This is a genomic window from Streptomyces sp. NPDC088246 (assembly GCF_044741025.1).
Classification (GTDB): Bacteria; Actinomycetota; Actinomycetes; order Streptomycetales; family Streptomycetaceae; genus Streptomyces.
Map to the genome: position 1 here is coordinate 102,802 of NZ_JBIURV010000019.1, position 24,179 is coordinate 126,980.

The following is a 24,179-nucleotide window of genomic DNA, read 5'->3' on the forward strand; positions in this document are numbered from 1 at the left end:
CACCCTCCTGTGCCACGATCGAAGGAAGTACTCCCATCTCACGGACGGCTGATCCACTGATGTCCCAATCTGGCGAGCGACCGAGGAAGGGGCGTGACATGACTGCCATGCCGCACGAACCGCTCACGCAGGCGGACGTCCTGCTGGAGGGCTTCCTGGCGCTGGATACGCCGGAGGGCTTCCGGGCCGAGCTGATCGAGGGGGAGATTGTCGTGACGCCGCCGCCGGACGGGGACCACGAGGACTACATCAGCCTGATTCCGGAGCAAGTGATCACCCGCTCTCGCACCAAGATGCAGTTTTCCGGGAACAAGGGACTGAAGCTGAAGAGCGGCGGCCGCTGTCCCAGGAACCACGTCATTCCCGACGGCACCTTCGCCCCCACCGAACTGCGTCTGTACCGGGGAGCGGACCCCTGGATGCCGTGCGAGGGGGTGGCCCTCGTCGTCGAGGTCACCTCGTCCAAGCCCCGGGCCGACCGCACGGACAAGCGTCACTGCTACGCCCGCGGACCCGTCCCTCTCTACCTCCTGGTCGACCGTGAGCAGTCTTCGGTGACGCTGTTCAACGACCCGGAGGGGGACGACTACCGTCAGCACTGCACGATTCCGTTAGGCAAGCCGCTTTCCCTTCCCGCTCCGTTCGCCTTCGACCTGGAGACCGGGGCGTTCATCTGAGCACCCCGTCCGACGGCTCCCGCCAGGCGGGTAGCATGGTCGGCACGGCAGACGAGCCGGGCGGACGGCCGCGTGGGGATCCTCGGATCCCCCCGAGGAACGTCCGGGCTCCACAGGGCAGGGTGATGGCTAACGGCCACCCGGGGTGACCCGCGGGACAGTGCCACAGAAAACAGACCGCCGGGGACTTCGGTCCTCGGTAAGGGTGAAACGGTGGTGTAAGAGACCACCAGCGCCTGAGGTGACTCAGGCGGCTAGGTAAACCCCACCCGGAGCAAGGTCAAGAGGGGCCGTCGCAAGACGGCCCTGCGCGAATGTCCGAGGGCTGCCCGCCCGAGTTCGCGGGTAGACCGCACGAGGCCGGCAGCAATGCCGGTCCTAGATGGATGGCCGTCTCCCCGGCCGCCGCGAGGCGACCGGGCGACAGAACCCGGCGTACAGCCCGACTCGTCTGCCGCTTCACAGGCGCCCTGTCTGCCGTCATGCTCATGCAGACTGGCTAGGCTGCGGGCATGAGTGACGTGTATGCCGTGGACCTCGCCCTGAACCTCCGGGCCTCCGCGCCGAGCGCCGTGCTCGCCGATCTGCGATGGCATCTCGGCATCGATGACGCGGCGGACGCCCCGGCGGATGGCATGACAGGCGAGATCGGCGACATGTTCCCCCTGCTCGCGGCACGCGGGCCCGCGGCGCGCATCGGCGGGGTCCTTGTCGGTGAGCCGGCCCGGACTGCCGACGGACGGTTCCTGGCGGCACGTCAAGAGGTGCACGCCGAATCCCTGCTCGAGCTGGACGCACTGGCGGTTCGGCTTGCGCGGAATTCCGGCACCGAGGGGGTCATCGGGCAGATCCGCTTCTACGAGGAGGATGTCCCCGATCTCCTGGTCAGCAGGGCGGGAGAGCTGGTGAAAATGGCTCTGGCTCCCACGGGAGAAGTATCCGGCTGACCGATCGGCGGTCGACGCAGTCTTTCAGGAGACGCCGAACTGACCTTCCGGAGGGACTCCTTGTTGCTGGGCGTCCCATACCCGCATGTGAATGAGTGTGCCGGGACCGGGCGATGGCCACTCTGACCAGCCATCAGAAACCCAACCGCTCACTACAAGGCACTTCAGCTCAGCAGACCGACAGCAGCTCACAACCCCCTGTGACACACGTGACAGCCGGACGGGGTGCGAGGTGCCGGGCCGCATCATGGGAGACGATCTCGTTCGGTCCGTCCTCGGGAAAGGTTCTCCATGTCCGATCGCGCCTACGGAAACCGCGGTTCTCTGCTCGCGGTGAGCGACCTTCACGTCGGGATGGCGGACAATCGCCCCATCGTCGAGTCCCTGAGGCCGGATTCGGACGAGGACTGGGTCATCGTCGCCGGTGATGTTGCGGAGAAGGTCGAGGACGTGGAGTGGGCGCTGCGGCTGCTCGCGGGCCGGTACGCCCGGGTGATCTGGACCCCCGGGAACCATGAACTGTGGACGACCAATCACGACTCGGTCCAACTGCGGGGCCGGGAACGCTACGAGCATCTGGTCGAGCTGTGCCGGAGCCTCGGGGTGTCCACTCCACAGGACCCGTATCCGCTGTGGCCCGGCCCCGAAGGGCCGGTGGCCGTTGCGCCCGTGTTCCTGCTGTACGACTACAGCTTCCGGGCGCCGGGCACGACGACCAAGGAGGAGTCCCTGGCGTACGCGCACGAGACGGGGGTGGTGTGCACCGACGAGTTCCTGCTGCACCCCGACCCGTACCCGAGCCGTGACGCCTGGTGCCGGGCGCGAGTGGCGGAGACCGAGAAGCGTCTCGTCGCGCACGATCCGGAGATTCCGCTGGTCATCGCCAGTCACTGGCCCCTGGTCCGCGAACCGATGGCCGTCCTGACGTATCCCGAGTTCGCCCAGTGGTGCGGCACGGAGCTCACCGCCGACTGGCACCGGCGCTTCAATGTGGCGGCCATGGTCTACGGCCATCTGCACATCCCCCGTACAACCTGGTACGACGGGGTGCGCTTCGAGGAGGTCTCCATCGGTTACCCAAGGGAATGGCGCAAGCGGGGTCACCCCAAGGGGCTCCTGCGGCGGATCCTCCCGTACGACGACGGTGTCACCGGGCCGGGGCCGGTCAGCGATGGCCCAGCACGTTGATCACCCGGCCGTTGGGGTCGCGGACGAAGAAGCGGCGTACGCCCCATTCCTCGTCGTGCAACGGGTACACGATCTCCGCGCCGCCCTCCCGCATGGCGGTGTAGGCCGCGTCCACGTCCTCCACCTCCATGCTCATGTCCGGCGTGACCGGAGCGGTTGCGTCGGCCTCCACGATGCTGATCTGGGCCGAGGGATGGGAGGGAGAGGCGAGCGTCATGATCCAGCCGTGGTTCATGACCTCCTGGAGGCCCAGCAAGCCGTAGAACTCCGCGTTCCGCTTCATCGCGGCAGCAACGGCGCCGTTGGTGGTGGCGTTGGCGTTGGCGTCCGATTCGACACCGGGGCCGGTGTCGGTCCGGATGTTGGGGATGATCCTGCGGACGGACATCGGTAACTCCTGTCTCGGGATTGACGCTGTGCCACCCGGCCCCGTCGTGGATCAGATGACCGGTGGCCGTCCCAGTTTCGTCATCCGCCACACCGTGCGCCACCGCATGGGCTGCCGCCGCCCGCACGGCGTACGGACGCCCTCGGCGAAGCCGCCAGCCCAGGCGCGCAGCCCCGTCGCCGACCGGGTGCGGGCCACGGTCAGGAGGGTCCAGGTGCCCAGGTAGGCCGGGACCAGGGGGAGGGGAAGATTGCGGCGGGCCAGCCAGACCCGGTTGCGGGCCGTCATCCGGTAGTAGACGGAGTGCCTGGCCGGGGAGGTCTTGGGGTGCTGGAGCAGCAGGTCGGGCTCATACAGGATCTTCCAGCCCGCGTCGAGCGCCCGCCAGGACAGGTCCGTCTCCTCGTGCGTGAAGAAGAACTCCGCGGGCCAGGGCCCCGTCTGGGCGAGCATCTTCATGGAGAGGGCGTGGCCGCCGCCCAGGAACGCGGTGACCGGGCCGCGCCGCATCGGGTCGGCGGCGCGCAGGCGCGGGACGTGGCGGCGCTGGGTCTCGCCGTGCTCGTCGGCGATCCGGAAGCCGACGATGCCGAGCCGCGGGTCGGCGGCGTACAGCTCCTGGACCTTGCGGAACACCCCGCCGTCGACCAGGAGCCCGTCGTCGTCGAGTTCGATGACGACATCCACGTCGCCGAACTCCGCCAGCTTGCGCAGGGCGACGTTACGGCCACCGGGGCAGCCCAGGTTCTCGTCGAGTTCGATCGCCGTCACACCGCCGGACAGGTCGGACAGACCGGGAAACGCGGAGAAGTCCGGGAGCGGTGAGCCGTTGCCCACGACGACGAGCCGGGCCGGCCGGACGTCCTGTCCGGCCACCGAGGCCAGCAGGGCCTCGACCTGCTGCGGGCGATCGCCCATGGTGACGATGGATACGGCGATGCGCGGTTGGGACACGGTCGGCACTCCTGGTCTCGCTGGGTGCCCGCGATCGTAGCCGCAACTCATCGTCGCCCGATGTTCAGCCAGTCGTCGCTGCCGTGTCATGCCCCGTGACTCCTCGTCGGGGAGGCTCCGCCCGTCAGCCGGGTGCGCCGGCCTGGCTGGGGACTGATCCGAGGGTGCCGAACAGGCGCTCGCCGCGGTCCTCGGCCATGTCGAGCGTGGCCAGCACGGCAGGGGTCGAGATGCTCGGCAGTACGTAATGCAGAAGGACCGAGATTCGCCGCCCCAAGTCCTCGCGCTTGCACAGGGCTTGAGACATCACCTGAATGCCGGAGAAGGAACCCGCCAGCATTTCGGCGGTCTCGCGGGCGTCGACGTGCGGCAGGAGTTCGCCCTGGTTCTTCGCGGCGGTCAGCAGATGTTCGAGCCGGTCTATCCAGGCACGGAACGGGGTGCCCCGGTCGAGGCCTTCCACCGCCTGATCCATGGCCAGCCCGACGCTGGCGCGTACCAGTGGCTCATGCCGGAGCCGGTGGGCGAGCAGCATGCCCTGATCGACCAATTCCTGAAGCTTCGTCAGCTGGGCGGGAAGCGGATCGCTGTCCAGCTGTACGTCCATCACCCCGAGTGCAAGGTCTTCCTTCGAGGTGAAATGGAAGTAGAGCGCACCCTTTGTCACTCCGGCCCGCGCAAGAATTTCACTGATGGTGGCGCTGCTGTAACCGCGTTCGTCGAAGACGGCGGCGGCCGCCACCAGGATTGACCGTCGAGTCTGGATCGCGCGCGCCTGCTGTGCCATCAGCTACGAGTCTCTCTCAGTCGTGGCGTGGTCAGCGCCACTGGGATATGGCTGGATAGGAAAACCGGACTGTCAGTATCTTACTGCGAGGGCGGCCCGCCCTCCCGGTATGGATCCTCTGGGAGGAAAATTCATGGTTCAGCTCACCTCGCACAGCACTTCGGTGTCCGTCGAGGGCAAAGGCGCCGCCGAATTCACCGCAACCCCCAAAGAGGGCGGGACGGCGTCCAGGGGCAGACATGGGGAGGCGGACTTCCCGAGACACCTGGTCCACCGGTCCGATGCCGAGGATGTCTTTCCCACCGGCTGGACCCCACAGACCGACACCCAGTTCTCGGTATCGGCCCGTTGGCCGCATGCGCACCGCTTCTTCGCCCCGGTGTCGGGCCGCTACCAGGACCCGCTGCTGATCGCGGAGACCATGCGGCAGACGACGATGCTCCTGGGGCATGCGGCGTTCGACGTCCCGGTCGGGGACCAGTTCGTGATGTGGGAGCTTGCGTACGTCTGCGAGCCCGATCGGCTGCTCCTGGGCGAGGCGTCCTGGGACATCACGGTGGATGTGTCCTGCTCCCGGATCCGGCGGCGCGGCCGGAGCATCGGCTCCATGCATGTCGAGTTGCTCCTGCACCGGCTCGGCACCGTCCTCGCCAGAGGCGGAGGGCGTATCAGCTGCACCTCGGCCAAGGTGTACGACAGGCTGCGGGGCGACCGGCAGGACGTGATCGGCGCCCCGATACCCCTCCTGCCCGCCGTCGCACCGGCCGAGGTGGGCAGGACCGATGAACGTGATGTCGTGCTGGCGCCGGGTCCGCAGCGGAACGTCTGGCAGCTGCGGCTCGACACCGCACACCCGACCTTGTTCGCCCGGCCCAACGACCATGTGCCGGGCATTTTGCTGCTGGAGGCGGCCCGTCAGGCGGCCGTCGCCGTCACCCCCGGCCATGACTTCCTCCCGGCATCGGTGAAGACCGACTTCCTCCGGTACGTGGAACTCGACCGTCCCTGCTGGATCGAGGCCCGGCCCGTCCCGGCCGGCGACCGCAGTACGGCCGGGGTGCACGTCTCGGCGATCCAGGACGGCGAGCCGGTCTTCACCTGCACCCTCGGCTCCCCGAGCGGCCTGCACGGTACAGCGGGGAATCAGGGGAGCCGGCCGGACGACCGGCAGAATGACCAGTCATGACACTGCGCATACTCATCACCGGCGCGACCGGTTTCATCGGCAGCCATGTGGTGGCCGCGGCCCGGACCACCCCCGGTGTCCGGCTGCGGCTGATGACCCACCGGACAGCCCTCACCGCGTCGGCAACGGCAGGCGCCGGGCCCGGCATCGAGACGGTGTACGGGGACCTCGCCGACCCCGCAACGCTGCGCGGCAGCTGCGAGGGCATCGACGCGGTGATCCACTGCGCCTCACGGATCGGCGGCGACGAACCGACCGCCCGGTCCGTAAATGATCAAGGAACCCGTGCCCTGGCCGAAGAGGCGGCCCGCTGCGGAGTCACCCGGATCGTCCACCTGAGCACGGCGTCCGTCTACGGCCGGGGCCCGTTCACCCGGCTGCGGCCCGGACAGGCCGAGCCGGCCCCGGCCTCGGCCACCAGCCTGACCCGCGCCGCCGCCGAACAGCACGTCCTGGCGGCCGGCGGCGTCGTCGTGCGCCCGCACATCGTGTACGGGGCCGGGGACCGATGGGCCGTGCCCGGCCTGGTCGCGCTCGTCCGGCAGCTCTCGGCCGGACTGACCGGGTGCGAGGCACGGCACTCGATGATCGACGTACAGACGCTGGGGCGGGCGCTGCTGGGTGCGGCGCTGTCCCCGAAGGAGCCGGCCGGGGTCTACCACGTCAACCACCCCGAACCGGTGAGCTGTTCGCAGCTGCTGTCCACGGTCGTCGACGAGCTCCGGCTGCCCTGGGGAGCCACCGGCATCGATGTGGACACGGCCCGCGAGCGGCTCGCCGACGTCCCGTACGCGCTGCACCACCTCGGCATGCTCGCCGTGGACCACTGGTTCACCGACGAACGGGTCGGCCAGGACTTCGACTGGGAGCCGGGCGAAGGGTTCGCGACCGCGTTCGCCCGGCACGCGCCGTGGTACCGCCGGCACCTCAGCGGCTGACGGCGCCGCGGCGCCCCCTCGTCAGGCCTCGATCCGGGTACCCGTACCGCTCACCCGTACCCGCGCGTCGCCCGCCCGCAGTTCGACCGTGAGCGTGCCGGGGCGGCCCATGTCCTCGCCCTGGTGGAGGGTGAGGACGGCGGTGTCCGGGACGAGGTCCAGGGCGCGCGCATAGGCGCCGAAGGCGGCCGCCGCCGCGCCCGTGGCGGGGTCCTCCACCACGCCGCCGACCGGGAAAGGGTCGCGGACGTGGAAGATGTCCGGCGCCGCCCGCCACACCAGCTGCAGGGTCGTCAGGTCCAGCCGCTGCATCAGGGCTTCGAGGCGCGCGAAGTCGTAACCGAGGTCGGCAAGCCGCTCACGGGTCGCGGCGGCCAGTACCAGGTGGCGGGCACCCGCGAAGGCGATCCGGGGCGGCAGGGCGGGGTCGAGATCGGCGGCCGGCCAGTCCAGGGCGGCGAGCGCCTCCGCCAGGTCGTCCGGGGCGATGTCCATGACGTCCGGTTCGACGCTGGTGAGCGTGGCGCGGAGTTCGCCGCCCTCCCGGGTGACGGTGACCGGGACCGTACCCGCGCGGGTGCTGAACACCAGATCGCCGGGGCCGTCGCGCTCGGCGAGTGCGAGGGCCGTCGCCACGGTGGCGTGGCCGCAGAACGGGACTTCGGCCTTCGGGCTGAAGTAGCGGATCGTGTATCCCCGGGCGGCCGACGGCCCTTCGTCGCCCGGCTCGTCCCGCCCGGTCAGAAAGGCCGATTCGCTGTAACCCAGCTCCGCCGCGACGGCGAGCATCGCCGCGTCGTCGAGACCGGACGCGTCAAGGACGACACCTGCCGGATTGCCGCCCTCCGGGTCGGCGGAGAAAGCGGTGTAGTGCAGGATCTCGGTACTTGAATGCTGCTTCATGCCGCAGGTCAACCCTGCGGCGGCCCGGGGCATTCCCGCTCCGGCCGGCCGGATTGCCCCGAGCTGCGGTTGCCCGGCTCAGTGGCAGTTCTTGGTGCCCTTGCTCGACTTCGTCCAGGAGCAGGAGTCCTGGAGCTTGCCGTTCGGCTTGATCAGCCGGGCCTTGTCGCCGGTGTTGTTCCAGACGTACGAACCGCGGTTCCAGTAGACGTGGCCCGAGGTGTTCTTGCCCTTGCCCGTGTGGACCTTGACGGTCCTGCCCGCGCCGATGGTGTAGCTGCCGAAGGTGTACGTGTACCCGGTGTTGTCCTTCAGCTTGAAGCCCTTGAGCTGAAGCTTCGACTTGCCGTTGTTGTGGATGTCCACCCACTCGGCGTTGAGGGACGTGTTGGTACGGGTGTCCTTGCCGGGGCTGTCGTACTGGATCTTGCCGAGGTGCAGCCCGCCCTGGTGCGAGGCGGCCGAGGCCGGGGCCGTGACGAGCAGTGAACCGGCCAGGGCGGCGGCGGAGGCCAGGGCGAGCGGCGCGGCGGCACGTATGTGCATGCGGTGATCCTTACGTGGAGTTCCGGTAAAGAACTGTGATCATAAGGGCAGCGCGCACCGACCCGAGGGGGAAGTGCATATTCCGGCCGGGGTGTGGTCATCCAGGTGGCAACCGCCCACGCCGGGCGGCCGGTTCGGGCGGCCCCGTCAGCCGCGCCCGATGTACGGCATCGCCGTCGCCAGGACCGTCGCGAACTGCATGTTCGCCTCCAGGGGCAGCTCCGCCATATGGAGCACCGTCCGGGCCACGTCCGCCGCCGCCATCACCGGCTCCACCGCCAGTTCGCCATTGGCCTGAAGGGTGCCGGTCCGCATCCGCTCCGTCATGTCCGTGGCGGCGTTGCCGATGTCGATCTGCCCGCAGGCGATCCGGTACGGACGGCCGTCCAGGGACAGCGACTTCGTCAGGCCCGTCATGGCGTGCTTGGTCGCGGTGTAGGCGATCGAATGCGGGCGTGGTGCGTGGGCGGAGACCGAGCCGTTGTTGATGATCCGGCCGCCCTGCGGGTCCTGCGCCTTCATCAGCCGGTACGCCGCCTGCGCGCAGAGGAACGCGCCCGTCACATTCACGTCCATCACCGAGCGCCAGTCCTCCACGGACAGGTCCTCGACCGGGACGGAACGCGGGCCGAACGTGCCCGCGTTGTTGAAGAGCAGATCGATCCGGCCGAAGCACTCCCGTGCCGAGGAGAAGAGCGCATCCACGTCCTCGGGGCGTGACACATCGGTGGGGACGGTGATCACCCGGGCGTTCCCCCCGGCCAGCGCGGCGGTCTCGGTGAGGGGTTGCGGGCGCCGGCCCGCGAGCGCCACCGACCAGCCGGCGCCGGCCAGGGCGAGAGCCACCGCGCGGCCGATTCCGGATCCCGCGCCCGTTACGACCGCCGTCTTCGGGCCGGATTTCAACAGTTTGTTGCTCATGACGCCGCAGCGTACGCCTTCTCGTTCTGCGGGTCGCGCGGGGCCGCACGAGGTCAAGACGGCGTATGCGGCGGCGGGTTCACGTCTCGGAGGGCGGGTATCGATGATCATGGTCTCCGTCGCGTATGCGCACTTTGTCGTGGGCATCCATTCCCGTCGTACTCCTCATCCGCACGATGCCGGAGCGACGCGAACACGACAGCCGCTCGATGCGCCGGCCCGGTGCTGTCCGAGTACACCACCAGCCAGGGGAGGGACAGATGACGCACTCATCGCACCAGCAGGAGATGCGCGACGCCGCCAGGTATGTCGGACGTCGCCGCTTCCTCACCGCCACCGGTGCCGCTGCCGCGCTGGCCTTCTCGGTCAATCTGCCGGCCGCGGGCACCGCGAGCGCCGCCGAGCTGGACGGCCGGAGAATCGGCGAGGACCCGTTCACCCTCGGCGTCGCCTCAGGCGACCCGCGGCCCGACTCGGTCCTGCTGTGGACGAGACTCGCACCCCGCCCGTACGAGACCGGCAGCGGACTTCCCCGGTCCCGTGTCGAGGTGAGCTGGGAACTCGCCCACGACGAGCGCTTCTCCCGCATCGTCCAGCGAGGGTCGGCCACCGCCCACCCGGAGTTCAACCACAGCGTCCATGTCGAGGTCAAGGGCCTCGAAGCGGCCCACGTCTTCTACTACCGCTTCCGCACCGGTACGTGGATCAGCCCTGCGGGCCGGACCCGCACCGCGCCCGCCCACGGCGCCCGCAACAGCGCGCTGAGCCTGGCCGCCGTCTCCTGCCAGGCCTACCACGACGGCTACTTCACCGCGTACAAGCACCTCGCCCAGGAGGACGTCGACGTCGTGTTCCACCTCGGCGACTACCTCTACGAATACGCCGTCAACGCGACCGGCGGAGCCCGTAACTACACCGACCGCAGGCTCCCCGCCCATTTCAACCGGGAGACGGTCACGCTGGAGGATTACCGGCTGCGGTACGGCCTCTACAAGTCCGACCCCGATCTGCGCGCCGCCCACGCCGCGCACCCCTTCGTCGTCACCTGGGACGACCACGAGACCGAGAACAACTACGCGGGCGACACCCCCGAGAACGGCGTACCGTCGGAGGAGTTCCTGCTGCGGCGCGCCGCCGCCTACCGGGCGTACTGGGAGAATCAGCCGCTGCGCACCCCGCAGCAGCCGACCGGCCCGGACATGAAGCTCTACCGGCGCCTGCAGTTCGGAAGCCTCGCCCAGTTCGACATCCTCGACACCCGTCAGTACCGCAGCGACCAGGCCTACAGCGACGGCTGGCACAAGCCCGGACCGGAGTCCGAGGACCCCTCGCGCACCCTGACCGGCGCCACCCAGGAGCGCTGGCTGCTCGACGGCTGGCACGCCTCACGGGCCACCTGGAACGTCGTACCGCAGCAGGTGACCTTTGCTCAGCGGCGCGATGTCCCCACCGACGCCTATCTGCTCTCCATGGACGCCTGGGACGGCTACCCCGCCTCCCGGGACCGGATTCTGAAGGGGGCCGGGGCTGCCGGGATCGACAATCTGATGGTGCTGACCGGTGATGTGCACGTCGGCTACGGCTTCGACCTGAAGAAGGACTTCGACGACCCGTCGTCCCGCACCGTCGGCACGGAGATCGTCGCCACATCCATCACCAGCGGCAAGGACGGTACGGACAAGCCGGCCGGCTGGAACAACCAGATGCAGGCCAACCCGCACATGAAGTTCTTCAACGGCCGCCGCGGATACGCGGTCATCACGCTGGGCCTGAAGCAGGCGCGCGCTGACTACCGCACGGTGCCGGCCGTCACCACGCCCGGTGCGCCCGTGACGACGGCCGGATCGTTCGTCACGGAGGTGGGGAACCAGGGCCTCACGCCCGCGTAGGACCGACCGGCAGATCGGGGGGAGAAGGAGCGGGGCCGGGCGCGTGCCCGGCCCCGCGCCGCCGCCCTCCATGTGCCGGTCGGTCCAAGGCCCTTCTCGGACAGGTCCCGGTCAGAGGAGGCCGTCGGCCGGGTAGCTGACGCCGATGCGGTCACGTACCGCGTCGAGCGTCCGCATCACGGCAAGGGAACCGTCCAGCGGCACCAGCGGCGACTCCGTCTCGCCCGCCCGCAGCGCCCGCGCCACCTCGGCCTGCTCGAACTGCATCCCGCGCAGCCCCTCGCCCGCCGCCCCCGCGGTGAACTCCTCCGGCTCGCGCCCCTCCCGGTGCAGCACGAACCGTTCCGGGTAGAAGAAGCCGCGCGGGAAGTCGATCCGCCCCTTCGTGCCCGTGACCGAGGCGGTCAGCGGCGTGTCCGCGACGATCGAACAGTTCAGCAGCGCCGAGGCGCCCGCCTCCGACCAGCCCAGCAGCATCGCGGTGTGCAGATCGACGCCCTCGGGGGAGAGCAGCGCGTCGGCCTGCACCCGGTCCGGCTCGCCCAGCAGCAGATGCGCGAACGACACCGGATAGACCCCGAGGTCCAGCAGCGCGCCGCCGCCCAGCGCCGGGTCGCGCAGCCGGTGCTCGGGACCGAAAGGACCCGCGAGCCCGAAGTCGGCCTGCACGGTACGGATATCGCCGATGGCGTCGTCCCGCACCAGCTCCGTCATGCGCCGGATGACCGGGTTGCAGTACGTCCACATGGCCTCCATGAGGAAGAGGCCGCGGTCCCGGGCGAGCTTCACCAGCTCGTCCGCCTCCCGCGCGTTGAGCGTGAACGCCTTCTCGCACAGCACGTGCTTTCCGGCCTCCAGACAGAGCGCGGCCGCCTCCCGGTGCGCCGAGTGCGGTGTCGCGACGTACACCACATCGACCTCGTCGTCGGCGGCGAGATCGGCCCAGCTGCCGTACGCCCGGGGTATCCCGAACCGCTGCGCGAACGCCTTCGCCGCGGCGTCCGTACGGGATGCGACGGCCACCACCTCCGCGTCCGGCATCGACCGCAGGTCCTCGGTGAACGTCGCGGCAATACCGCCGGTCGCCAGCACGCCCCAACGCACAGCCCTGCTCATGCCTGTCATGCCTGCTCCCCAAAAAGGTCTCGACCAGTCCGGCTGAGCTGAGAGCATAGAGGCGGATTCAACGACATGGAGATGAGAATGCCGGAGAGCGGCGCAAGCCGGGCCCAGCAGGAACGTACACACATATCGACCACCCAGGCCGTGGCCGCGGAGTCCGCGGCCACCGGCACACCTCCCGGAAATCCGGCCGCCACCGACGCGGCCCGGCGCACCGGACTCCTCGTCACCCTGGTCCTCGGCGGCCTCACCGCACTGCCGCCGCTCTCCATGGACATGTACCTTCCGGCCCTGCCCGCGGTCACCGAGTCCCTGCACGCCCCCGCCGCGACCGTGCAGCTCACCCTCACCGCCTGCCTCACCGGCATGGCGCTCGGCCAGGTCGTCGTCGGACCGATGAGCGACCGGTGGGGGAGACGCCGGCCGCTGCTCCTCGGCATGATCATCTATGTCGTCGCCACCGCGATCTGCGTCTTCGCCCCCACCACGGAACTCCTCATCGGCTTCCGCCTCCTGCAGGGCCTGGCCGGTGCGGCGGGGATCGTCATCGCCCGTGCCGTGGTGCGCGACATGTACGACGGCGTGGAGATGGCCAGGTTCTTCTCCACTCTGATGCTGATCTCCGGCGTCGCACCGATCGTCGCGCCGCTGATCGGCGGACAGGTGCTGCGGTTCACCGACTGGCGGGGGATCTTCGCCGTCCTCACCGTCGTCGGCGTGGTGCTCACCCTGGTCGTCTGGAAGTGGCTGCACGAGACCCTGCCGCCGCAGGACCGGCACACCGGCGGCATCGGCGACGCGCTGCGCACCATGCGCGGACTGCTCGCCGACCGGGTCTTCACCGGCTACATGATCGCGGGCAGCCTCGCCTTCGCCGCCCTCTTCTCGTACGTGAGCGCCTCGCCGTTCGTCGTGCAGGAGATCTACGGGGCCTCGCCGCAGACGTTCAGTCTGCTCTTCGGCATCAACTCGGTCGGCCTGATCGTCGTGGGCCAGATCAACGGCAAGGTGCTGGTCGGCCGGATCAGCCTGGACAAGGCGCTCGCCTTCGGGCTCTCGGTCATCGTGCTGGCCGCGGCCGCGCTGCTGCTGATGACGTCCGGGGTCTTCGGGCACGTGGGCCTGGTCCCGGTCGCGGCCGGGCTCTTCGTGCTGATGTCGGCGATGGGGCTCGCGATGCCCAATACGAACGCACAGGCCCTGATGCGTACGAAGCATGCCGCCGGGTCCGCCTCCGCACTGCTCGGTACGTCGTCGTTCCTGATCGGCGCCGTCGCCTCGCCGCTCGTCGGGATCGCGGGCGAGGGGACGGCCGTTCCGATGGCTGTCGTGCAGCTGGTGTGCGCGGTGGGTGCGATGGCCTGCTTCCTGGGGTTGTGCCGGCCCTGGCAGCGGGTTTCGTAGCGGGGGCCGGGTTCAGCCCCAGGTCTCGCCGCTGATCAGGTCCGGTCCGAGGTGGCGGGAGGCGACGGAGACGATCGCCGGTACCGCGCCTTCCTCCGGCGCGTGCTTGAAGGTGTGGACCACGCAGGTCCGCACCGTAGCCGCGCTTGTCGTATCGGGCGGCAACGTTCAGGCGTACGCGCGCCGGTGCTCGGACTGGTGGCACCGTGCGGTTCGGGCGTTCAGCGGTGGTGTCCGGGCAAATGCGAGTCGTCCCAGCGTTCGGGGCCGGCGAGGTTGAGCAGTCGTATCTGGTGGAGCAGCTCTTCGGGGGCGCCGTGGGCCCGGAGTCGGGCGGGGGCATGACGCAGTAGCCAGGCTGTCAGCTCGGCGCACATGTCTTCCTCGTCGTGCCAGGTGTCCCAGGGGAGTCGATCTCCCCGAAGGTCGTACTCCCAGGAGGTCACGGCTTCGGCCAGGTGCTGGTCGGCCGTGGGGTGATTCTGCTCCTCCCAGGTGTGGAGCCAGGGGCTGAGCGTGGCGGATGCCTCGGCGGCCAGTGCGAGGACCTGGTACGCGGGCACGGCGGGGTCCGGCTCGGTGAGAGTGTGAGCCCACCAGGCATACAGAAATTCTCTTACTGCCGCGGCCTGTTCGGCGGGCCACTGCGGCCACTCGGCGCGGTGGAAGGTGCGTCCGGCCTCCTCCATGCCGAAGAGGGGGTCGATGAGACCGGTGGTGAGGGCCGCGGCGAACTGGGGCAGGATCCGGCGGAGCACGGATGCCTTGTAAGTCCAGTCGGTGGCCTGCCAGGTGCGACGGAGAAGGTCGGGGTCCAGCACCGCGTCCGGCACCTTCAGCTGCGCGAGGTCTTCCGCACTGCCCCAGTGGCACTCGCAGTTGTGCTCGTCGGGGTGGGCGGTCATCCCGCGAAAGACAGCGGCAAGGCTGTCCAGCGCGGCGTCGAGACGAAGGCGTGCAGGCACCTGGGCGGGGTTCGTCATAGGCTTGCCCTTCGGGGACTCCGGGAGCTTGCGCCGCCCGAAGACAACCAACTTAGACCGACCGGCAACTGGGGGGCGGCGTCGCGGGGCTGGGCACGCACTCCCCCAAGGCATTAAGGGTCAGGGGGGACCCCCTCCAGCGTCGTCGTCGGTCACCAACTTCCCCAAGCTCTCGGCTTCGCTCGAGCAGGGGAGACCCCATTCGCGTTGCCTCAATCCTCCGCCTTGCAGCTGCGCGCACCCAGCCCCGCTCCTTCTCCCACCCCCCCATTTGCCGGTCGGTCTTACCGAGCCGGGCCCCGAGCCGGGCCCCGAGCCGGGCCCCGAGCCGGGCCCCGAGCCGGGCCCCGAGCCGGGCCCCGAGCCGGGCCCCGAGCCGGGCCCCGAGCCGGCACCATCACGGCGGCATCCCTCCTCCGCAAGCGCTGACGACCGTCCCAGGACCACGTCACACGATCAGCGACAGAGCCCACTCATCCGTACGCGGGTGGGGACGTTCAGGTGCACGCCGACATCACGACGAGGCCGGTCAGCAGAAGCGCGCCGCCGGTCAGGGTCCCCCACTGGCGTGTGCCGGGGTCGCTGAGCACCAGCAAGAAGAGCACCTGCAAGCACAGGGCGAAGGCAACCATCAACTGGCCCCAGCCATAGAGGCGGGGGCGGCGGACCGGTCGCCGGTTCGTGGGGAGTACCCAGCCACGGGTGACCGCCGCTACGCCGGAGGCGGCGATGAGCAACGCCAGCAGAACAAGGGGTATGGCCAGGTAGAGCTTCACGGTTTCTCCCTGCGCACCGGACCCGCGCCGGATGCCCGCGCGATCATGACACCTGCCGCGCCGCGCGTCCACGCGCTTCCCCGCAACCCTCATGATCGGCCGGACAGGTCCTAGTTCGCGCTCGGGTAGCCGATCAGATGCGGGCGGTCCTTCTCGTCCGTCCAGCGGAACAGGCCGACGCCGTCCGACGTCACCGCGCCCGGAATCCGTTGGTTCGAGGGCAGGGCGCCCGTCGTGCCGCTCCTGATCGCCACCGCGACGGGGGTGCCGCCGCCGGCCAGCACGTCGGCCGCGTTGCGTGCGTTCGCCGCGCCGTACGCGATGCCCTCGTCGTTCACGGACGCGAGCGTCAGCGGCTTCGTGCCGTCCGTCCCCTCGAAGCAGAACCCCCGCTTCGTCAACAGGTCGAAGGCGAGCGGTCCGGCCACCAGGAAGTTGCCCGAGGGAGCGGCGACCAGCTGCGGGTACTGGCCCGGCTTGATCGCGGGCTTGCTGCACTCCACCGAGGCGAGGGGCTTGCCCGTCTCCATGTCCTGCACCGTCCACAGGTCATGGGTGGTGGCCCGCTTCGCCCCCTTCGCGAGCTGCCACTTCGCCAGTACCAGGCCCGGGATCACCGATGTCGGGATTCCGCTGAGCCGGTCGGTGCCCTTGGGGGCGACATTGCGGCTGAACCAGCCGCCCTGCACCCAGAATTCCTTGGCCCCGCTGACAAGCAGACCCTTCTTCGTCAGCCCGCGCACCTCGGTGAGCTGCTTGCAGGTCGTGCAGCCCTTCGGGTACTTGAGCGCGGGGGCGGTGATCTCCGAAACCCGGCCGGTCACCGGGTCGACCACGGCGCTGTTCGTCCGGCCGTCGCTGATGAGGATGCCGGGGCCGGTGGTGGTGACCGTGGGTACGGAGTTCCACGGCACCTCGATGCGCCGCCGGGAGCCGTCCTCCACGTCGTAGACATCCAGCGAGACGATCGCGTCGGCGGGGGTCAGCGCGTTCTCGCCGACCTTCCCGTACGCCCATGTCACGAAGTACTCGTGGTCGTCCACGGTGACCGGGAGGAGCTTCGGGAAGTGCTGCGGGGACGGGGGCCGCCAGCTCTCCCCGTGCCAGCCGGCCTCCCCGGTCTCCGAGTCGATGGTCCGCAGCTGGAACTTGGTGTCCGAGACCCGCACGAGATAGGCGAGGCTGCCCGTCGTCCGGGAGAGCGCGTAGTCGGGCGAGGTGCCTATGAGCTCCCAGCCGTGCTCGGTCGCGAACACGGAGGGGACGGTGAGCTGTGTCACCGGGGCCGCGCTCGCCTTGACCTGCTTCTTCGGCTTGTCGGAGCTCTTCTCGCCGCTGCCGCAGGTGGCCAGTAGAAGAAGCATGGCGAGCACGAGCACTCCGCCGACCAGAACCAGGCGCACGATCTTCTGTCTCATGGTTTCCCTCGATGGGCGATCCCGACCTCGCGCCGGTCAGCGTAGCAACTTGCGTAGGTGTCGCGGCAGTTCGCATGGGGTGCTGTTCGCTGTGGGTGCCGGGTCGCAAGCGGGTCCGCCGCCTTTGCCTACAATTCGTCGGTGAACGCCACCCTCCCCACCGCGGAAGCCCTGCGCGCGGCGCTGGCCGGACTGCTCGACGGGCTGCCGCCCAAGCAGGCCGCCCAGGCCGTCGACCGGCTCATCGCCAACTACCGCGGGACCACCCCCACGGACGCCCCGGTGCTACGCGACCGCTCCGACGTCGCCGCGTACGCCGCGTACCGGATGCCCGCGACCTTCGAAGCCGTACGATCCGCGCTCGCCGCACTCCAGGAGGCCGCCCCGGACTGGGTGCCCGTCACGCACACCGACATCGGCGGCGGCACCGGAGCGGCGAGCTGGGCCGTGGCGGGAGCCTGGGAGGGGCCGAGGACGACCGTCCTGGACTGGGCCGAGCCCGCACTCGCCCTCGGCCGGGAGCTGGCCGCGATCTCCGGTATCCCCGCCCTGCGCACTGCCGAGTGGCGCCGGGCCCGGATCGGCACCGGCCTCGAACTGGCCCCCACGGACCTGATCACCGTCTCCTACGTACTCAAGGAGCTGACGGCGGACGCCCGCGCCGGCCTCGTCGACACCGCGGCGGCCGCCGCACAGGCGGTCGTGATCGTCGAGCCGGGCACCCCCGACGGCTACGCCCGGATCATCGAGGCCCGCGACCGGCTGATCGCCGCCGGGCTGAAGGTCGCCGCGCCCTGCCCGCACGACGACGCCTGCCCCATCGAGCCGGGCACGGACTGGTGCCACTTCTCGGCCCGGGTCAGCCGCTCCTCGCTGCACCGGCAGGTCAAGGGCGGCTCGCTGCCGTACGAGGACGAGAAGTTCAGCTATGTCGTGGCGACCCGCTTCCGGACGGAACCCGTCCGCGCGCGGGTCACTCGCAAGCCGCAGATCCGCAAGGGGCAGGTGCTGCTGGACCTGTGCACCCGTGACGAGGCCCTGCAGCGCTCCACGGTCACCAAGCGGCACGGCGAGCTGTACCGGGCCGCCCGGGACATCGCGTGGGGCGACGAGTGGCCGCCGCGCGACGCGGGTGGGTCCGGCGTCTGAGAGCCTGTCGGGTGACCTCCGATCGGATAGCGGACGCGGTCTGGTGCGTGCGATTCCAAGGCGGAGGAGGGAGTCGACGCGAAGGGGGTCCCCCCATGCCTTCAGCTATGGGGGGAGTTGGTGACTGACGACAACGCGGGAAGCGTGCGTGCCAGGACGTGGCCGCCCGGTCGGAGGCCACCCGACAGGCTCTGAGCGCGGCAGACGCCCGCGACTGCCGGACCCCCGGCTACCCGCGCAGCTCCTGCGTGCAGCACTTCACGCTGCCGCCGCCCTTCAGCAGTTCGCCCAGATCCATCGGCACCGGCTCGAAGCCGCGCGCCCGCAACGGATCGAAGAGCCCCGTGGCGGCCTGCGGCAGCAGCACATGGAGTCCGTCGCTCACCGCGTTCAGGCCGAGCGCCGCCGCATCCGCCTCCTCGGCGATCAGTGCGTCGGGGAAGAGCCGTGCCAGCACCGACCGGCTGCCCGGCGAGAAGGCGCCCGGGTAGTACATGATCTCGTCGCCCGCGTCGTCGAGCACGGACAGAGCCGTGTCCAGGTGGTAGTAGCGCGGGTCGACCAGATCGAGCCCGACCACCGGGCGCCCGAAGAACTCCTGCGCCTCGTCGTGCGAGAGGGGACTGGACCGGAAGCCCCGCCCGGCCAGGATGTACGAAGCGGTGACCGCGAAGTCGCCTTCGCCCTCGTTGACGTGGGCCGGTTCATGGATCTCGGTGAAGCCGTTGTCCCGGAACCACTCGCGATGGGCCCCGGCCTCCTCGTACCGCTCCTGGTACGCGAACCGGGCGCCGAGCACCCGGCCGTCGATGACGGTGGCGCCGTTGGCGGCGAAGACCATGTCGGGCAGCTCGGGGCGGGGGGTGAGCAGCTCCACGGTGTGTCCGAGGGCGCGGTAGCGGTCGCGCAGGTCCTCCCACTGGGTCTGGGCCAGGGGGAGATCCACCGGCTTGCTGGGGTCCATCCACGGGTTGATGGAGTACGTCACCCTGAAGTGGGCCGGGGCGCACATCAGGTAACGGCGGGGTGTGGCTTCACGAGGCAAGGAAGGCTCCTCACGAAAAGCAGGGGTTACCTGCCGGGGGACTTCGCACGGGTATGTGCGTGAGCCCATGGTCCGCTTTCCGGGGCCCGCGCGCAGTGATCCGATCGGGTGGTTCCGCACGGTGATGAGACGAAACGTATCGACTCGTGCCGCTGCTAGATTTACCGGCATGGTAGAGAACCGGCCCCCCGACTCCAGCCGCCGCAGCGAGCGCTCGCGCCGGGCGATCTACGACGCCGCGCTCGGCCTGGTCGGTGAGGTGGGATACCCCAGGACCACCGTCGAGGCCATCGCCGCGCGGGCCGGCGTCGGGAAGCAGACGATCTACCGGTGGTGGCCCTCCAAGGCGGCCGTCCTCCTGGAGGCCTTCGTCGCTCTCGGCGACCGGGCCGCCGAGGAGAACGGCGCGGGTGACGTGCGGGGGCTTCCGGACACCGGGGATCTCGCGGCCGACCTCAAAGCAGTTCTGCGGGCCACCGTCGACGAGCTGACCGACCCCGCCTTCGAGGCGCCGACCAGGGCACTGGCCGCCGAGGGGATCGTCGACCCGCAGCTCGGCGCCGAATTCGTCCAGAAGCTGCTCGATCCATCACTCCGGCTGTACGTCGCACGGCTGCGCGCCGCCCAGGTGGCGGGTCAGGTGCGCGCCGACATCGACCCCCGGATCGCCCTGGAACTTCTCGTGGGCCCGCTCACCCACCGTTGGCTGCTGCGCACTCTCCCGCTCACCCACGAGTACGCGGACACGATCGTCGACTACACCCTGCGCGGGCTGGCGCACCCCTGAGACGCACCCGTCATTTCATGACAAGAAGTGGCACAGTGCCCAGCTCGTGGCGTCGTCCCCCGTACCCCGCTTCGGGACTCTGGCCACCCGAGGCGCAGGATGGTGGGACCATGGGGCAGGAGCAACGCTGAGGTAAGGGGATAGATGGGCGCCGATTTCGGCCGTTATCGCGGCTCAGAGAGCAAATTTTCCCAATGGCTTCGCCGCCGACCCAAACCGCAGCAGAGCGAGGTCGACGACACCGCCCGGGAGGCGCTGCTCCTGGCTGTCGCCGAGGCCGGAATGCCGATCGCGCCGGCCGCCCATCCGGTCGGCTACCGATGTTCGTGCGAACGCATCGGCTGTCCCACCCCCGCCCGGCACCCCATCTCCTTCGCCTGGCAGACGCAGTCCACCACCGACCGCGCCCAGATCGAGCGCTGGGCCCGCAGCCAGCCGCAGGCCAACTTCATCACCGCGACCGGCATGATCCACGACGTTCTCGACGTGCCGCTGTCCGCGGGCAGCCAGGCACTGGAACGGCTCCTCGCCGCGGACATCGACGTCGGCCCCGTCGCCCGGTCCGGCGACGACCGGATGCTCTTCTTCACCGCCACCCGCGGTACGCCCGAGGACGAGGACGAGTGGTGGCCGTGCGAGCTGGACTGCCACCCCGAGACCATGGACGAGCATCCGGGACTGCGGTGGCACTGCCGCGGCAGCTACGTACTCCTGCCGCCGGCCAGGCTGCCCGGTGAGCTGGATGTGCAGTGGGTGCGGGGGCCGGAGAACCCGCTGCCCGATCCGCTGACGCTCCTGGAGACGCTCACCGATTCGTGTGCGCAGTACGCGGACGCGGCGGACCAGAGCGATCTGGACCATGACTCGGTGGCGTGGCCGCTGAGCCGCTAGCTCAATGACCGGGGCCGTCCGGTGGGCCGCTTTGTCCTCAATCGCCGGACGGGCTCAACGACGTCCTCAATCGCCGGACGGGCTCAACGACGTCCTCAATCGCCGGACGGGCTTGAACCTGCCCCGGTCACGACCCCTTCGCCGCCGTCAGGCCCGGCAGCCGGTTCAGCATGACCACCTTGCCGTCACCGCCGCCCTTCTTCGGAACGAACACCAGCTGGCTGGAGACCCGCTCCTTGGTGAGGGTGGACTTCACCTCACCGGTCAGCAGCGCCTCCACATCCGCGTTGAGCGGCGGACGCAGCCCCTTTGCCGCGGTCTGCCGTTCGAAGTGCTTGCTGCTGAAGAAGACCAGCGCCCCGCCGTCGTCCGTCTTCAGGCCGAGCGGGGCGAACGTACCGCTGTCCAGCGGCTGGTCGATGTACTGGTACGAGAAGCCTGCCCGACGGGTGGTGCGGCGCGCGTCCCGCCAGCCCGAAGTGGCGGTGCCTGGAGCGAAGACGTCCGGGGTGCCCTTCTGCAGGTACTGCGTGTACTGGGTGCCCAAGTCCTCCGGCGCCACGGCCAGTTCGGAGCTGTCCGCGGCCACCGGCTCGGCCAGGCCGTCGCCGTCCTTCGTGAAGCCGGGCAGCTGGGACGGTGTGACGACCGACAGATAGGAGGCCTTCCACCCCGCGTCCGGCCCGGACTTGACGAAGACGACCAGCCAGCGGGTGTCCAGTTTTCCGCTGTCCTCATCGCGGTTGGAGTCGGTGTCCGCGAGGAACCACCGCGGCCAGCCGGCCTTCTTCGGGATGAGATACCTGGCGTCGGTCAGCTCCAACGGCGTGTGGTTCGCGTTGCCGTCCGGATTGTTCTTCTGCCGCGCCTTCAGCCCGGCCTGATTGATCGCGCCGAGCGGGCCCGTGACCCGGTCCGCGTCCAGAGCCGGGTCGTAGGCCTTGTCCGCCGCGTTGTACGCGGTGGTGAAGGCCTTCAGGGCCTGTGCGGCCTCAGACCTGGTTGCCGCCGGCACCACTTCCAGCTCGCCGTGCACCGTCACGCACCCGCTCGCCGTCATGGACAGCACCGTCGCCGCCGCGAGCCCCGTCGTCAGCCGAATCGGCCTCAGGCTTCTCATCCGTTGCTTTCTGCGCCTTCTGATCCGTCGCCCCCACTGACCGTCCGAACCCTACCGGGGCGAGGAACAGCGCGAGAGTGGGGATCAGATACAGCGCCCACACCGTGATCTGAAGAACGGTCGGGTCGGGCTGGAAGTTGAACGTGCCCTTCAGCAGCGTGCCGTACCAGCTGTCCGGCGGAATCGTGGTGCTGATGTCGAACGCCCTGTTGTGGATACCGCCCAGGAACTCGGCTTCCTGCAGGTCATGGACGCCGTACGCGAGCACGCCCGCGGCGACGATCACCAGCATGCCGCCGGTCCAGGTGAAGAACTTCGACAGGTTGATCCTCAGCGCACCGCGGTAGAACAGCCAGCCCAGCACGACGGCGGCCGCGATGCCGAGGAACGCACCGATCATCGGGTGCCAGCCGTCGTCCGCCGCATGCACCGCACGCCACACGAACAGCGAGGTCTCCAGGCCCTCCCGGCCCACCGCGAGGAGCGCCGTGGCGACCAGCGCGCCGGTGCCCATCGCGAGTGCCGCGTCGAGCTTGCCGTGCAGCTCCGTCTTCAGATGCCGCGCGGTGCGCCGCATCCAGAAGACCATCCAGGTGACCAGACCGACCGAGACGATCGACAGCGAACCGCCGAGCGCCTCCTGGGCCTTGAACGTCATCTCCTGCGAACCGAATTCGAGGCCGGCACCGAACGCCAGGCTGACGACGATCGCGATACCGACGCCGATCCAGATCGGCACCAGTTTGTTCTTGTTGCCGGTCTTCACCAGATAGGCGATGAGGATGCAGACGACCAGGCTGGCCTCAAGGCCTTCGCGCAGGCCGATCAGGAAGTTGCTGAACACGTTTCGGTTCTCCTTTTCTGCTTCGGCCCGTTACGAGAACAGCGCCCGGCCCCACCAGTCGTCCTTGTCGCGGACGCCCGGCGGGACGGCGAAGTGCGCCGAACCCACGTGCTGGATGTATTGGTTGAGCGCGTCGTGCGCCGCGAGACTCCGCTGCAACGGGATGAAGGCCCTGCGGGAATCGCGCTGGTAGGCGAGGAAGAACAGCCCGGCGTCGAGCCGGCCGAGGCCGTCCGTGCCGTCGGTGAAGGAGTAACCGCGGCGCAGGATCGTCGCGCCGCCGTTGCTGTCCGGGTGGGCGAGCCGCACATGCGCGGTCGGCAGCATCGCCTTCAGGAACGGCTCGTCGTGCTCCTTGGACTTGCCGACCGCGGCTCCCTCGCCCTTGTCGCGGCCGAAGACGTCCTCCTGCTCCTGGAGCGATGTGCGGTCCCAGGTCTCGATGTGCATCCGGATGCGCCGGGCCACCAGGTACGAACCCCCGGTCATCCAGCCCGCGTCCTCCTTCTCGCCCACCCACACGTGCTTGTCCAGGGCGGCGGTGTCGGTGCCGGAGATGTTCCGGGTGCCGTCCTTGAAGCCGAACATGTTGCGCGGGGTCTGGGCGTCGGGCGTCGTCGAGGACGTCTTGCCGAAGCCCAGCTGGGACCAGCGGATCGCGGTGCGGCCCATGCCGATCCTGGCCAGGTTGCGGATGGCGTGCACCGCGACCTGCGGGTCGTCCGCGCAGGCCTGGACGCAGAGGTCGCCGCCGCTGCGGGCCGCGTCGAGGTTGTCGCCGGGGAACTTCGGCAGATCGACGAGCGCCTCGGGCCGCTTGTCCTCCAGGCCGAAGCGGCCCTTGGCGAAGAGCGAGGGGCCGAAGCCGATGGTGAGCGTGAGCCGCGACGGCTTCAGCCCCAGCGCCTCGCCCGTGTCGTCCGGCGGGGCCTCGGCGAGACCGCCGTACGCGCCGTCGCCGACCGCGTGACCGGCCGTCATCCGCTCGGCCGCCCGGGTCCACTCCTTGAGCAGCGAGATCAGTTCGGCGCGGTCCTTCGTCGTCACGTCGAACGCGGCGAAGTGCAGCCTGTCCTGTACGGCGGTGGCGATACCGGCCTGGTGCGCACCGTGGAACGGCACGGCCGCCCCGCTGTCCGCGGCCGGCACCGGGTCGCTCTCCGGACGCACCGCGGCGACAGCGCCTCCGGCCGCGACGGCGCCGAGCGCCAGCCCGGCGCCACCCCAGCCGAGCAGCGCCCGGCGGGACGGGGCGGGGCCGCCGGAGGCCACCGCGGGGCCGGTGGTGTCCTGCTTCTGATCGGACATGACCAATT

24 protein-coding genes and 1 other RNA gene are annotated in these 24,179 nt (G+C 69.8%); 11 read left to right on the forward strand and 14 right to left on the reverse strand.

Going from position 1 to position 24,179, the window contains the following annotated elements; genetic code table 11:
- The first annotated feature begins 107 nt into the window (after positions 1–107).
- The 4 genes from ACIPEK_RS25395 (at position 108) to ACIPEK_RS25410 (ending at position 2,812) form a co-directional block, all read left to right on the forward strand.
- Positions 108–677: a Uma2 family endonuclease gene (locus ACIPEK_RS25395; protein ID WP_402000342.1), complete on the forward strand. Its 570-nt coding sequence runs from the start codon at positions 108–110 to the stop codon at positions 675–677.
- A 52-nt stretch (positions 678–729) separates the two neighbouring features.
- Positions 730–1,131: RNase P RNA component class A (gene rnpB, locus ACIPEK_RS25400), an RNA gene on the forward strand.
- 58 nt (positions 1,132–1,189) lie between these two features.
- On the forward strand, positions 1,190–1,624 hold the full coding sequence (locus tag ACIPEK_RS25405; RefSeq protein WP_402000153.1) for a hypothetical protein: 435 nt from the start codon (positions 1,190–1,192) through the stop codon (positions 1,622–1,624).
- A 291-nt stretch (positions 1,625–1,915) separates the two neighbouring features.
- On the forward strand, positions 1,916–2,812 hold the full coding sequence (locus tag ACIPEK_RS25410; RefSeq protein WP_402000156.1) for a metallophosphoesterase family protein: 897 nt from the start codon (positions 1,916–1,918) through the stop codon (positions 2,810–2,812).
- Here the strand turns inward: ACIPEK_RS25410 and ACIPEK_RS25415 are convergent.
- The 3 genes from ACIPEK_RS25415 to ACIPEK_RS25425 all read right to left on the reverse strand — a co-directional run bounded on the left by ACIPEK_RS25415 (position 2,790) and on the right by ACIPEK_RS25425 (position 4,941).
- Positions 2,790–3,095: a VOC family protein gene (locus tag ACIPEK_RS25415; RefSeq protein ID WP_383069694.1), complete on the reverse strand. Its 306-nt coding sequence runs from the start codon at positions 3,093–3,095 to the stop codon at positions 2,790–2,792. The two genes, ACIPEK_RS25410 and ACIPEK_RS25415, sit on opposite strands and share 23 nt — an antisense overlap.
- Before the next feature lie 156 nt (positions 3,096–3,251).
- The gene (locus ACIPEK_RS25420; RefSeq protein WP_383069500.1) at positions 3,252–4,154 is read right to left on the reverse strand and encodes a glycosyltransferase family 2 protein; all 903 of its coding nucleotides are present in this window, start codon (positions 4,152–4,154) and stop codon (positions 3,252–3,254) included.
- 124 nt (positions 4,155–4,278) lie between these two features.
- Positions 4,279–4,941: a ScbR family autoregulator-binding transcription factor gene (locus ACIPEK_RS25425; RefSeq protein ID WP_266361780.1), complete on the reverse strand. Its 663-nt coding sequence runs from the start codon at positions 4,939–4,941 to the stop codon at positions 4,279–4,281.
- Between the two features lie 133 nt (positions 4,942–5,074).
- Between ACIPEK_RS25425 and ACIPEK_RS25430 the strand changes: the two genes are divergently transcribed.
- Positions 5,075–6,127, forward strand: coding sequence for a ScbA/BarX family gamma-butyrolactone biosynthesis protein (locus ACIPEK_RS25430; RefSeq protein ID WP_402000161.1), 1,053 nt, complete (start codon positions 5,075–5,077; stop codon positions 6,125–6,127).
- Positions 6,124–7,065 (forward strand): NAD-dependent epimerase/dehydratase family protein, encoded by a 942-nt coding sequence (locus ACIPEK_RS25435; RefSeq protein ID WP_402000164.1) that lies wholly within the window; start codon positions 6,124–6,126, stop codon positions 7,063–7,065. Before ACIPEK_RS25430 ends, ACIPEK_RS25435 begins: the two co-directional genes overlap by 4 nt.
- A gap of 21 nt (positions 7,066–7,086) precedes the next feature.
- On the opposite strand, the gene ACIPEK_RS25440 is transcribed toward ACIPEK_RS25435, so the two are convergent.
- The 3 genes from ACIPEK_RS25440 to ACIPEK_RS25450 form a co-directional block, all read right to left on the reverse strand.
- Positions 7,087–7,968 carry a PhzF family phenazine biosynthesis protein gene (locus ACIPEK_RS25440; protein ID WP_402000167.1) on the reverse strand — a complete coding sequence of 294 codons (882 nt, stop codon included), beginning with the start codon at positions 7,966–7,968 and terminating at the stop codon, positions 7,087–7,089.
- A gap of 78 nt (positions 7,969–8,046) precedes the next feature.
- On the reverse strand, positions 8,047–8,514 hold the full coding sequence (locus tag ACIPEK_RS25445; RefSeq protein ID WP_383069490.1) for a lamin tail domain-containing protein: 468 nt from the start codon (positions 8,512–8,514) through the stop codon (positions 8,047–8,049).
- A 147-nt stretch (positions 8,515–8,661) separates the two neighbouring features.
- Positions 8,662–9,435, reverse strand: coding sequence for an SDR family oxidoreductase (locus ACIPEK_RS25450; RefSeq protein WP_402000170.1), 774 nt, complete (start codon positions 9,433–9,435; stop codon positions 8,662–8,664).
- 260 nt (positions 9,436–9,695) lie between these two features.
- Here ACIPEK_RS25450 and ACIPEK_RS25455 point away from each other — a divergent pair, with 260 nt between their 5' ends.
- Positions 9,696–11,324: an alkaline phosphatase D family protein gene (locus ACIPEK_RS25455; RefSeq protein ID WP_402000173.1), complete on the forward strand. Its 1,629-nt coding sequence runs from the start codon at positions 9,696–9,698 to the stop codon at positions 11,322–11,324.
- A 111-nt stretch (positions 11,325–11,435) separates the two neighbouring features.
- Here ACIPEK_RS25455 and ACIPEK_RS25460 read toward each other — a convergent pair whose 3' ends face one another.
- Entirely contained in the window at positions 11,436–12,440 is a 1,005-nt protein-coding gene (locus tag ACIPEK_RS25460) for a Gfo/Idh/MocA family protein (RefSeq protein WP_402000176.1), read from the reverse strand.
- A gap of 87 nt (positions 12,441–12,527) precedes the next feature.
- On the opposite strand from ACIPEK_RS25460, the gene ACIPEK_RS25465 reads away from it, so the two are divergent.
- Positions 12,528–13,850: a multidrug effflux MFS transporter gene (locus ACIPEK_RS25465; RefSeq protein ID WP_402000179.1), complete on the forward strand. Its 1,323-nt coding sequence runs from the start codon at positions 12,528–12,530 to the stop codon at positions 13,848–13,850.
- Positions 13,851–14,071: 221 nt separating this feature from the next.
- Here ACIPEK_RS25465 and ACIPEK_RS25470 read toward each other — a convergent pair whose 3' ends face one another.
- From ACIPEK_RS25470 to ACIPEK_RS25480, 3 genes are all read right to left on the reverse strand, one after another.
- Positions 14,072–14,833, reverse strand: coding sequence for a hypothetical protein (locus ACIPEK_RS25470; RefSeq protein ID WP_402000182.1), 762 nt, complete (start codon positions 14,831–14,833; stop codon positions 14,072–14,074).
- A gap of 497 nt (positions 14,834–15,330) precedes the next feature.
- Positions 15,331–15,609: a hypothetical protein gene (locus ACIPEK_RS25475; RefSeq protein WP_383069482.1), complete on the reverse strand. Its 279-nt coding sequence runs from the start codon at positions 15,607–15,609 to the stop codon at positions 15,331–15,333.
- A gap of 110 nt (positions 15,610–15,719) precedes the next feature.
- Positions 15,720–17,027: a hypothetical protein gene (locus ACIPEK_RS25480; RefSeq protein WP_402000185.1), complete on the reverse strand. Its 1,308-nt coding sequence runs from the start codon at positions 17,025–17,027 to the stop codon at positions 15,720–15,722.
- Positions 17,028–17,168: 141 nt separating this feature from the next.
- Between ACIPEK_RS25480 and ACIPEK_RS25485 the strand changes: the two genes are divergently transcribed.
- Positions 17,169–18,176, forward strand: a complete 1,008-nt coding sequence (locus ACIPEK_RS25485; RefSeq protein ID WP_402000188.1) for a small ribosomal subunit Rsm22 family protein — start codon at positions 17,169–17,171, stop codon at positions 18,174–18,176.
- Positions 18,177–18,405: 229 nt separating this feature from the next.
- On the opposite strand, the gene ddaH is transcribed toward ACIPEK_RS25485, so the two are convergent.
- On the reverse strand, positions 18,406–19,221 hold the full coding sequence (gene ddaH / locus ACIPEK_RS25490; protein WP_383973721.1) for a dimethylargininase: 816 nt from the start codon (positions 19,219–19,221) through the stop codon (positions 18,406–18,408).
- 169 nt (positions 19,222–19,390) lie between these two features.
- Between ddaH and ACIPEK_RS25495 the strand changes: the two genes are divergently transcribed.
- Both ACIPEK_RS25495 and ACIPEK_RS25500 read left to right on the forward strand, forming a co-directional pair.
- Positions 19,391–20,008 carry a TetR/AcrR family transcriptional regulator gene (locus tag ACIPEK_RS25495; RefSeq protein WP_402000191.1) on the forward strand — a complete coding sequence of 206 codons (618 nt, stop codon included), beginning with the start codon at positions 19,391–19,393 and terminating at the stop codon, positions 20,006–20,008.
- A 144-nt stretch (positions 20,009–20,152) separates the two neighbouring features.
- The gene (locus ACIPEK_RS25500; protein WP_402000193.1) at positions 20,153–20,899 is read left to right on the forward strand and encodes a bifunctional DNA primase/polymerase; all 747 of its coding nucleotides are present in this window, start codon (positions 20,153–20,155) and stop codon (positions 20,897–20,899) included.
- Positions 20,900–21,026: 127 nt separating this feature from the next.
- Here the strand turns inward: ACIPEK_RS25500 and ACIPEK_RS25505 are convergent, their stop codons facing one another.
- The 3 genes from ACIPEK_RS25505 to efeB are packed head-to-tail and all read right to left on the reverse strand — an operon-like array spanning position 21,027 to position 24,171.
- Positions 21,027–21,959 carry a hypothetical protein gene (locus ACIPEK_RS25505; RefSeq protein WP_402000195.1) on the reverse strand — a complete coding sequence of 311 codons (933 nt, stop codon included), beginning with the start codon at positions 21,957–21,959 and terminating at the stop codon, positions 21,027–21,029.
- Positions 21,892–22,863, reverse strand: coding sequence for an iron uptake transporter permease EfeU (gene efeU, locus ACIPEK_RS25510; RefSeq protein WP_402000197.1), 972 nt, complete (start codon positions 22,861–22,863; stop codon positions 21,892–21,894). Before efeU ends, ACIPEK_RS25505 begins: the two co-directional genes overlap by 68 nt.
- 30 nt (positions 22,864–22,893) lie before the next feature.
- Positions 22,894–24,171 (reverse strand): iron uptake transporter deferrochelatase/peroxidase subunit, encoded by a 1,278-nt coding sequence (gene efeB / locus ACIPEK_RS25515; RefSeq protein WP_402000199.1) that lies wholly within the window; start codon positions 24,169–24,171, stop codon positions 22,894–22,896.
- Positions 24,172–24,179: the final 8 nt, after the last annotated feature.